The organism is Pseudoalteromonas sp. BSi20495 (genome assembly GCF_000241185.1).
In the GTDB taxonomy this organism is placed as follows: Bacteria; Pseudomonadota; Gammaproteobacteria; order Enterobacterales; family Alteromonadaceae; genus Pseudoalteromonas; species Pseudoalteromonas fuliginea.
The window spans coordinates 1-8,468 of the sequence record NZ_BADY01000135.1 but is presented as its reverse complement, the minus strand read 5'-3'; the positions used below and the strand labels follow the sequence as shown (position 1 = coordinate 8,468).

Here is an 8,468-nt window from a genome sequence, read left to right as displayed (position 1 = left end):
TGCTGAAGATTTCCTCATGGAATAAAATTTATTATTATTATTTCCGGACCATCAGAAAATTCTGAGGGTCCTTATTTGGCTATCGTTATGTATTAAGCCTTGCGGGCTGCATCTGTGCTAGATGGAACGTCAGATATTCTCTGTCCTCGTTCCATAATGATCATGTGGTCTGCAACATCAAAGAATCGGTCATCATGACTGACTACAACAACCGCTTTTCCCTTGCTTTTAAGCTCAGGCAATATCTCGTAATAGAAGATTTTTTTAAATTCAGGATCCTGATCGGCAGCCCATTCATCAAAGACGTAAATTTGCTTATCTTCAAGGAAAGAGACTAGCAAAGCCAACCGCTTTCTTTGCCCATCAGACAAACTAATGGTAGAAAAACAGCCATCTGAAAAACTCACAACATGATCAAGTTTCAGTGTCTTTAAATACTTTTCAACCTCTTCAGGAGCAGCATTTTTAGTGGTACCCAATAGGCGATCAAACAGATAAAAGTCAGTATAGATAGCTGTCACTTCATTTCGAAAGCTGCTTACCCAATCTCCGTCAACCAGCTGATTACCCATGAAAATTTCACCGGAATCAGCTAGGTAGTGTGAAGAAATCAATTTAGCTAACGTTGATTTACCCGACCCGTTGCCACCAACAACAAAAGTTATTTCACCTTTATTAATCTCAAAATCCAAGGGTCCAATGGAGAAGTTTTTGGTTTCGTTTCCTTCTTTTGCAGTGTACTGGTAGGTAATTGCATTGAAGCGCAATGTCTGCCAACTAGGCAACGGTTTTACTTCAGGGGAAATATTTTCAAGTGGCATTTCATCGAACAGTTTTTCAGCTTTGGTCAAAGACACGTTTGCCGTATTTAATTCAGGTATTGCCATCATGACAACGCTGATAGGACCAGTAATATACAAAAGTACCATTATAGAAGCGAATACTTCAGCTTGACTCACTGAATTAAAATTGAGGAATATAAACGCCATAAACCCGATGATAAAGAAACTCATCATGTCACCGTAATTAGTTGCACAGCGAACAAAGGTAACCACAACTTTATTTAACCCGCGGTATTCTTTTTCTACCTTTATCAATGTGTTTTCAAAGTAATCTTCACGTTTAGCATGACATAACTTGAGTTCTTTCACCCCATGGGTATTACCACGAATTCCCTCAAGCAACTCGTCAACTTTATCGCGAGTTCTAACTATAAATTTAATACCAAGTAAAATAGGGATCATAAAAGTTATGCTGCCGAATAGAATTGCGCCGCAAATAAACACGAAAATCTCTGTATTGACATACAATAGATAGCCCATCATACCAATGATGGTAACGATACTAATTAATAGCTCAGGCAGCATCATTGAACCCGCTACAATGGCTTTAACGTCAGAAGTAAACGAAGCCAACAAACGTGAAGAACCCACATTTTCAAGGTTGGATAAACGAGACTTAAAAATAACATTATAGTACTTCAGACGTAGTGCTGATGCAGTATCAATAGCAACATGTAACAAAGTTAATTGTGATAAAGTACGGGTGGCTAGTATTACCAAACAGGACACTAAAAACACCAGGCCAAATTTGGCATTACTCAATTCAAATCCCATAAAGTAGCTTGGTGTTTGCTGTGCTACCTCAAAACCTGTGTTATCCGTAAAACTGTTCAGTACAACAGGGATCAGGAATGCGTATCCAATTCCGGCCAAAGTACCTAACAGCAAAGAACAAAAGACCTTAAACGGTGCCGTGGCAATTAATATTCTAAAAATTTTCATTCTTATTTACCCCTAATCAGCCGTTTTGGGAACAACTAAATTCAACGTTTTCACTACTTCATTTTGTCCTGTAACCAGCAAGTGATAATCACCGTTGGCAAAAGTTTCTATAGAATCATCGTAATGGTCGCTTACTAAATTGCCTGACTGCCCAGTAGAGTTTTGATAGAAATAGTCTTGCTTATTGTCAGAAAACTGGATGATTTGTCTATAACTTGAACCGACCATTTGGTAATAGCCCTTGCCTTGTTTGAAACTAAATTCCGACATATTGATGCTATTTGGTGATCCTCCCTTAGCTATTTCACGCTCAAATATAATATCCAAACCTTTGATTGAACTAAATGGACGATGAACAAAAAGCACATGGTGCACCGCCCCCCATGTCCAATCTGATATATCATCACCAAGCAGACCTTCTAGCTCTTCATAAGTTTCTTGCATTGCCTCAATTTGAATGTTTTCGCAACTTTCTTTTTCATTAGAACTTAAGCGGTCACACCAATTAACAGTTTCACTGTTTAGCAAATCGTTGATTTGCGTGATACTCATGTCATTAATAAAAGCCTGCTGAATTGATTTTAGGTTCTGCCTCCCCCAGTAATCTTCAAACTCATCGTTCAATAAAAGAGGTCGCAAATGACGCATCAAGGTAAAAAACACCGTAGTGCCAATACTTTCAGGCCCAGTACTACCATCCCAGTCACGCAAGATATTAAGCATTTGATTAACATGTTCATCTGAGGTTTTAAGGTTTATTAAGGTAGGTAATATAACCAGAACTTCTTCGTCAAACATATCCATTTGCATTGACTGTTGATCGGCAAGAGAAATCTTTTCTGATTTATCCAACTTAGCTTTAATCAAATTTTCAATTCTATTTGCCCGATGAGGACCAGCCCAATCACGGGATATAAAATGATCACCTCCATTAGACACAACTTTATTGTTTGCTGAGATGAGGTACCCTTGCGGTGGGTTAAAACTTTGTGGCATCTGATCGATTGGAATATAGCCTTGCCACGCATATTCCAGATCCCAACCTGGTACAGGAATACTACCCTGTCCTTTACCCCTAATTGGCACTCTTCCAGCGCCTAATTGACCAATATTTTGTTGAGCATCAACATAAAACATATTTACTACGGGCGTAATAAGCAAGTTCATAGCCTTATTGAAAGACACCCAATCATGCGCATAATTAAGTGCAAAAAAGGCTTCATATGAAGTGTCTTTTTCTTCGTTACCAGCCCAGCGCAATGATACTGGCTGTTTAAAAACATCAACCACATCAGAAATTATAGGGCCATATTCAGTTGACCTTACTTTAATTTTTAAAGGCTTCAGTGGTTCACGTAATATGGAAGGAAAATCAGCTTTAACGTTAATCGTTTCGATAGAAGTCTCAAAATCAATCCAGCTATCACCACGTCGATATTGATTATTATTTGCAAGGTTAATTTCTTCATAATACAAGTCCATGGTATCAGCCATCATGTTTGTACTACTCCAACCTATATTTGCATTTTTACCTTGCATGATTATAGGAAGACCTACCAAGCTTGCGCCAGTTACATCAAGTTTTTCGCCTTTTAGTGAAACCGTATACCAATACGATGGCAACTGTATAGCCAAATGAGGATCACTCGCTAAAGTAGCAAGGTCATTCTTGGTATGCTTACCTGAAAGTACCCATGCGTTGCTGCCAACATTCTTTCCACCAATGCCCCACTCATTTTGAAGCTGGGAGTTCAACGTATTTAATGCAGTCAGGCTATCTGTAGCTAATTTTGATGCATTAACTGTGGACTTAGTTTCTTGAACCTCCTCGTTAGTCATTAATAACTGTGCTTTTTCAGCACTAAGTAATTTGGAAATAACAAGGCGTTGAATATCTTTTTGAAAGTTACCAGCCAGTCCTAAACCGAACATTTTATACCAGGCTAGTGAATGAGATGGATGCCAGCGTTGAGGTTGAATACCCATTATAGAAAACTCAACAGGCAAGCTTTGAGCACTGTCTAACCAACTGTTGATCCCCGCAGAATATGCCTCCAAAGAATTTTGAGCCGGCCTTCCTAGTGAGTCCCAAGCCTCATTTGTATTTTTAGAAATACCCACGGTACGCATATAAATATCAAGATTAACCGCATCTTTACCAAAAATTTCACTAAGCGTTCCTGTAGCCATTCGACGCTGTAATTCCAATTGCCATAATCTGTCCTGAGCATGAATAACACCCATCGCAAAGAATGCATCATTATCATATTGAGCAATAATGTGTTTAACACCTTGAGCATCTGTCTCAATTTGAACAGGAGCCTGTATACCAGCAACTGATATATTTCCAGATATTGTAGGCTTTGTGTTTAATAAGTAAGAATATCCATTACCTAGTATAAAAATCACAGGGACAACAATCAGGCCGATGAATAAAAAAAGTATCGGTGAATTTTTATAAGCAAGTTTAAAAACTTCCATAGTATCAAACCCTTAAATGTTATTTAAAATAGTTTAACTATCGTTTTGACAAACCAGAACTATCAAAATTACACCTTGATACCAGTCTGGTATTTTTATTATTTTGCCCACCCTTTCCCTAACGACTTTAAATAAAAGAGATTGGCAACAACAGCTTTTAGCTATCAACCTTATGCTGTAAAGGGATTACCTTTAAGGTTTTGCGATACAACTCGGTTGCTTTGCTCTTTGTTTTCTCCTGCTACAAGAACAACACCATATTTGTCGAGAGAAACCTTGCTGCCGTATTCATCAATAGAATCGGAATCTGGGTAAATTTTCACTGATGAAGGCACATAGCGGGCAGTAACCGCTAAGCGAGTTTGATTTTTAGTAATATTAGGCAAAGATGAGTGCATCAGCGTTGACCAAAATATGACAAATTGTCCTGCTTTCATTTCTAAAGAAACAGCTTTTGACTCATCAGGAATAAAGGCCTTGTCTTTTTGCAGATTGCGATAATCGTAACCAAAAAAACCTCGCTTAACACCATCCTTTTCCATACTATTAACTGTTTCTGGTGAATACTTCATTTCAAGTGTTTCATCGTATACCATTTCTTCATGTGTACCCGGTATGAAACGTAGGCAACCATTTTCTTCTGTAACATCTGTTAACGCAGTCCACACAGTAACTGCGCCACCAAAGTCACCTTCCATCGGCCAAACGACTTGTGGTTTTCCCGAGGCATGAGCAAAAGTGTCGGCCTGATGCCAATCAGTTCCTTCATCTCCAGGATATTTTGGAAACATTTCACTGCGCCAGCAAATTAAATCTGGACCTAGAATACTTGCTATTTTATCTGTAATTTCTGGACGAACTACATGTTGACTAAGCTCATCAACATCGAGGTGACGATCATAACCAGAAATAACACTAGTATTATCAAGATCATAAGCTGCATTTGTACGATCGAATAACGCAGCCCGTATTTTTTTATATTTAGTAAGAATTTCTTCCCTTTCATACAAATCAAAAGGACCTGCAAAACCCTTATCTCTGAATGACTTAAGTTCTTCAGAGGTTAAACTATACGAATTATTCATAATTATTATTTCAATCCATATTATTATTAGTTGAATATTAACTTACGTTATTGATAAAATTAGGCACTAGCCGAAGCTGATAAATATGAAGCTACCCATCCTTTTAACGTTGGGTTCTCCATTAATTTAGACGTTGGCACTTCAATATTTAGTGCATCTTCAATTTGAATTTGTAAATCAACAACTGTCAAAGAAGATGCTCCTATATCGAAGAAATCTTGCTCCTGTGAAATACCATCAAAAATTGGTTTTTCTTTAAAAATGCCTTTTATAACTTCATTTATTTTTATTTCACCCATTATTATTTCTCCTTATTACTGGTTTAATTACATTCTTATAGATTTATTGTGAAAAGCTTTTTTATCAATTTTTCCATTTTTACTGATGGGTAAATTTGAACTAAAATTAATTACATCGGGGATCATATAATTGGCTAATTTAGTAGAAAGAGAACTTTTCACTCCTCTAACAGTCCATTCAGTATCTTCACCCACTTGCAAATATGCAGTTAATAGTTGTTCACCAACACCATGTTCTTCTAATAAAACTATCGCATCATTGACATGTTCCAAAGTTAAAATACTACTTTGAATTATTTCTAATGAAACTCGATAACCTCGTATTTTTATTTGATTATCTTTTCTACCTACAAATTCAAATTCTTCGTCCAAGTTTTTTCGTACTAAATCTCCGGTACGATAAAGTAAGCCTTTATCAATACTTGGTTCTTTGAAAAAATTTATACTTTTAGAATTTAAATAACCTATTGCAATACCAAGGCCAGACGTAACTAACTCACCGACTTCACCATCAGCAACTTTTTCTAAATTACCGTCAAGTAAATAGACTTGGGTTCCAGTAATAGCCCTACCGATTGGCACAACATCATTCGGTCTATTTAAAACAGTCATACGGTGGCAACACGTAAAAGTGGTATTTTCAGTAGGCCCATACCCATTTATTACAGTAATTTCTGGATATGCATCTAAAACCGTATTAATAAGTTTTGAAGAAAGAACATCTCCTCCTGCTAATAACGTTTTAATTGGAGAAAGAGCAGAGATATAACGGCTTGCAATAAGATGAAATAACGCAGCTGTCAGCCAGAGAATAGTGACGTTATTGTCTTTTATTTCACGGGAAAATAGCTTAGGGTCAAGAATTGAGCCTGAATAGAGTACTAAAGTTGCTCCTGTACATAGCGCCCCCCATATTTCAAAGGTTGAAGCATCAAAGGACAATGGTGCAAATTGAAAAATGTTATCTGTTGACTTAATTTCAATATAATTTGTATTTTTCACAAGACGAACAACGGCTCGATGAGGAATAACAACACCTTTTGGTTCACCTGTAGAGCCTGAAGTGAACATGACATAACATTTGTCATCCAATGCATTTTCACTCAAACAAGTTGACGTTAAATCAATGCCGTCGGATTGAGATAAGTCATCCATTAGAGTAATATCATTCAAATAGATAGCAGTCCGCTTATTATCAAGTAACTCACTACATTCGCCATTTGAAATAACTAACTTTACATTGGCTGTGTCTAAGTTTTTAATACTAGTGGATATAGGGGTATTATGATCAACAGGTAGATATGATGCACCACATTTTAAAATAGCCAGCATTGCTACAATCACTTCCAACGATCGAGTCATTGACAAGCCAATAACATCTCCTTGCTGCGCCCCACAAGACAATATATGTTTAGCAAAAAAATTTGCCTTTATATTGAGTTGATCATAGCTTAGCTGTTTTTTTTCAAACTTAACCGCGGTATTATTTGGACTTATCTTTGATTGTTTTTCTACAAGTTCATGTACTAATAAAGCATCTTCACTTTTATACAACATTTGATAATTCCATACTTAAATAACTAGAAATATATTCTAAAGTTGTTGAGTTTTGGCGAATTAACCCATAATGGTCCCCTAAAGGATCTATATATAACTGTGAACCTTTGATTACTTTATGAATTTTAATGGCACTACTCTCATTGGTTTGCTGATCTTTTTCTCCACCAATAATCAATGTTTTCGTATTTATTGAACTCGCTAGTTTCTCAAAGTTGGTATCACGATATGATAAGTAATTAATTGCGTACCGATTAAAAAAATGTGGTTGTGAAAAGGGTAAATTTACGCCAGAAGGTATTTCTGACCTTGTAGGATTTTTTTTAGGCTGGAGCCGATTAAGAATAAATTCGGCTTTACTTCTATCAATCGCAGCAATTGGTAGTAAGTTATCAATATCTATTCCGTACTGAGTAACACAATCACGATCATTTAATAGGACAAATTCTCCATTAACGAGAATTAAATAACTGAACCTATTTGGATTTTGATTTGCAGCGGCTAGTGCAATCCCAGCGCCAGAACAATAACCAACTAATATAGTATCCTCAATATTTTTGTGATTTAGTACAACCATTAAGTCTTTAACATGATTTTCGACAGTGAGTTCACCGTCTATTACCTGTAGGGAAGAAGAATCGAGTATCAACCGACTTTCATAAGTAATAATATTAAATTGGTTATGAAAATAATCAAAGAATGAGTTAGCTACATCTAATTTAAGTCCAAATGGTAATATCAGACAAATCCAAGGAACATCCTCAGAATAAAAAGATATACGATAATCAAGAGAAATTTTATTATTTTTAACAGAAGAATATTTTGACAACTTAAATCCCTATAAGTATTAGATGAAGTTCTTATCCGTGAAGCCTTGGTTTATTACATTTTCTTAACACCTTATTTATATTATTCATTCATAAAAGAATGTCAACCAATAAAATATCTTAGAGTTTTATTTCTCATCACTTGCAGCGTAAATAGATGAATGAGCGAATTTATACATAAAAGTCACATTGACGTGGTAATCCCCCCATTTTTAATGGAGGCTATTTGTAGAATTTCCGTTGTTTAACTTTTCCAGTTTTTGTATGGGTGTTATGCCACCTATGCCCATGTTAGGGCGTTCATTATTATAAGTCCATAACCAATCGGTTGCTTTATCTTGTAACTCACTAATATCACTGTAAATATAATGACTTAGCCAGTCATACCTAACAGTGCGATTAAACCGCTCTACATAAGCATTTTGTTGCGGGTTA

Annotated in this window: 7 protein-coding genes; all 7 read right to left on the bottom strand. The window is 36.2% G+C overall.

Translation table 11 applies throughout. The annotated features are described in order from the left end of the window. Positions 1-92: 92 nt before the first annotated feature. Positions 93-1,784 carry a cyclic peptide export ABC transporter gene (locus tag P20495_RS04630; protein ID WP_008138112.1) on the bottom strand — a complete coding sequence of 564 codons (1,692 nt, stop codon included), beginning with the start codon at positions 1,782-1,784 and terminating at the stop codon, positions 93-95. A 12-nt stretch (positions 1,785-1,796) separates the two neighbouring features. Beyond that, positions 1,797-4,265, bottom strand: coding sequence for a penicillin acylase family protein (locus P20495_RS04635; RefSeq protein ID WP_008138110.1), 2,469 nt, complete (start codon positions 4,263-4,265; stop codon positions 1,797-1,799). 170 nt (positions 4,266-4,435) lie between these two features. Continuing rightward, a complete protein-coding gene (locus P20495_RS04640; RefSeq protein WP_008138108.1) occupies positions 4,436-5,350 on the bottom strand; it encodes a chlorinating enzyme in 915 nt (304 codons plus the stop codon). A gap of 59 nt (positions 5,351-5,409) precedes the next feature. Then, entirely contained in the window at positions 5,410-5,649 is a 240-nt protein-coding gene (locus P20495_RS04645) for an acyl carrier protein (protein WP_008138106.1), read from the bottom strand. A gap of 27 nt (positions 5,650-5,676) precedes the next feature. Then, complete coding sequence (locus tag P20495_RS04650) at positions 5,677-7,206, bottom strand: amino acid adenylation domain-containing protein (protein WP_008138104.1); 1,530 nt, start codon at positions 7,204-7,206, stop codon at positions 5,677-5,679. Further along, positions 7,196-8,035 carry an alpha/beta fold hydrolase gene (locus P20495_RS04655; RefSeq protein WP_008138103.1) on the bottom strand — a complete coding sequence of 280 codons (840 nt, stop codon included), beginning with the start codon at positions 8,033-8,035 and terminating at the stop codon, positions 7,196-7,198. Before P20495_RS04655 ends, P20495_RS04650 begins: the two co-directional genes overlap by 11 nt. 210 nt (positions 8,036-8,245) lie before the next feature. Next, positions 8,246-8,468 (bottom strand): integrase core domain-containing protein (locus P20495_RS20905; protein WP_033016216.1); only part of this gene is annotated, 223 nt, incomplete at its 5' end.

Coding starts and splice junctions, on each gene's coding strand:
- P20495_RS04635 (WP_008138110.1), bottom strand. CDS start 4,265: ATGGAAGTTTTTAAACTTGCTTATAAAAATTCACCGATACTTTTTTTA.
- P20495_RS04645 (WP_008138106.1), bottom strand. CDS start 5,649: ATGGGTGAAATAAAAATAAATGAAGTTATAAAAGGCATTTTTAAAGAA.
- P20495_RS04630 (WP_008138112.1), bottom strand. CDS start 1,784: ATGAAAATTTTTAGAATATTAATTGCCACGGCACCGTTTAAGGTCTTT.
- P20495_RS04650 (WP_008138104.1), bottom strand. CDS start 7,206: ATGTTGTATAAAAGTGAAGATGCTTTATTAGTACATGAACTTGTAGAA.
- P20495_RS04640 (WP_008138108.1), bottom strand. CDS start 5,350: ATGAATAATTCGTATAGTTTAACCTCTGAAGAACTTAAGTCATTCAGA.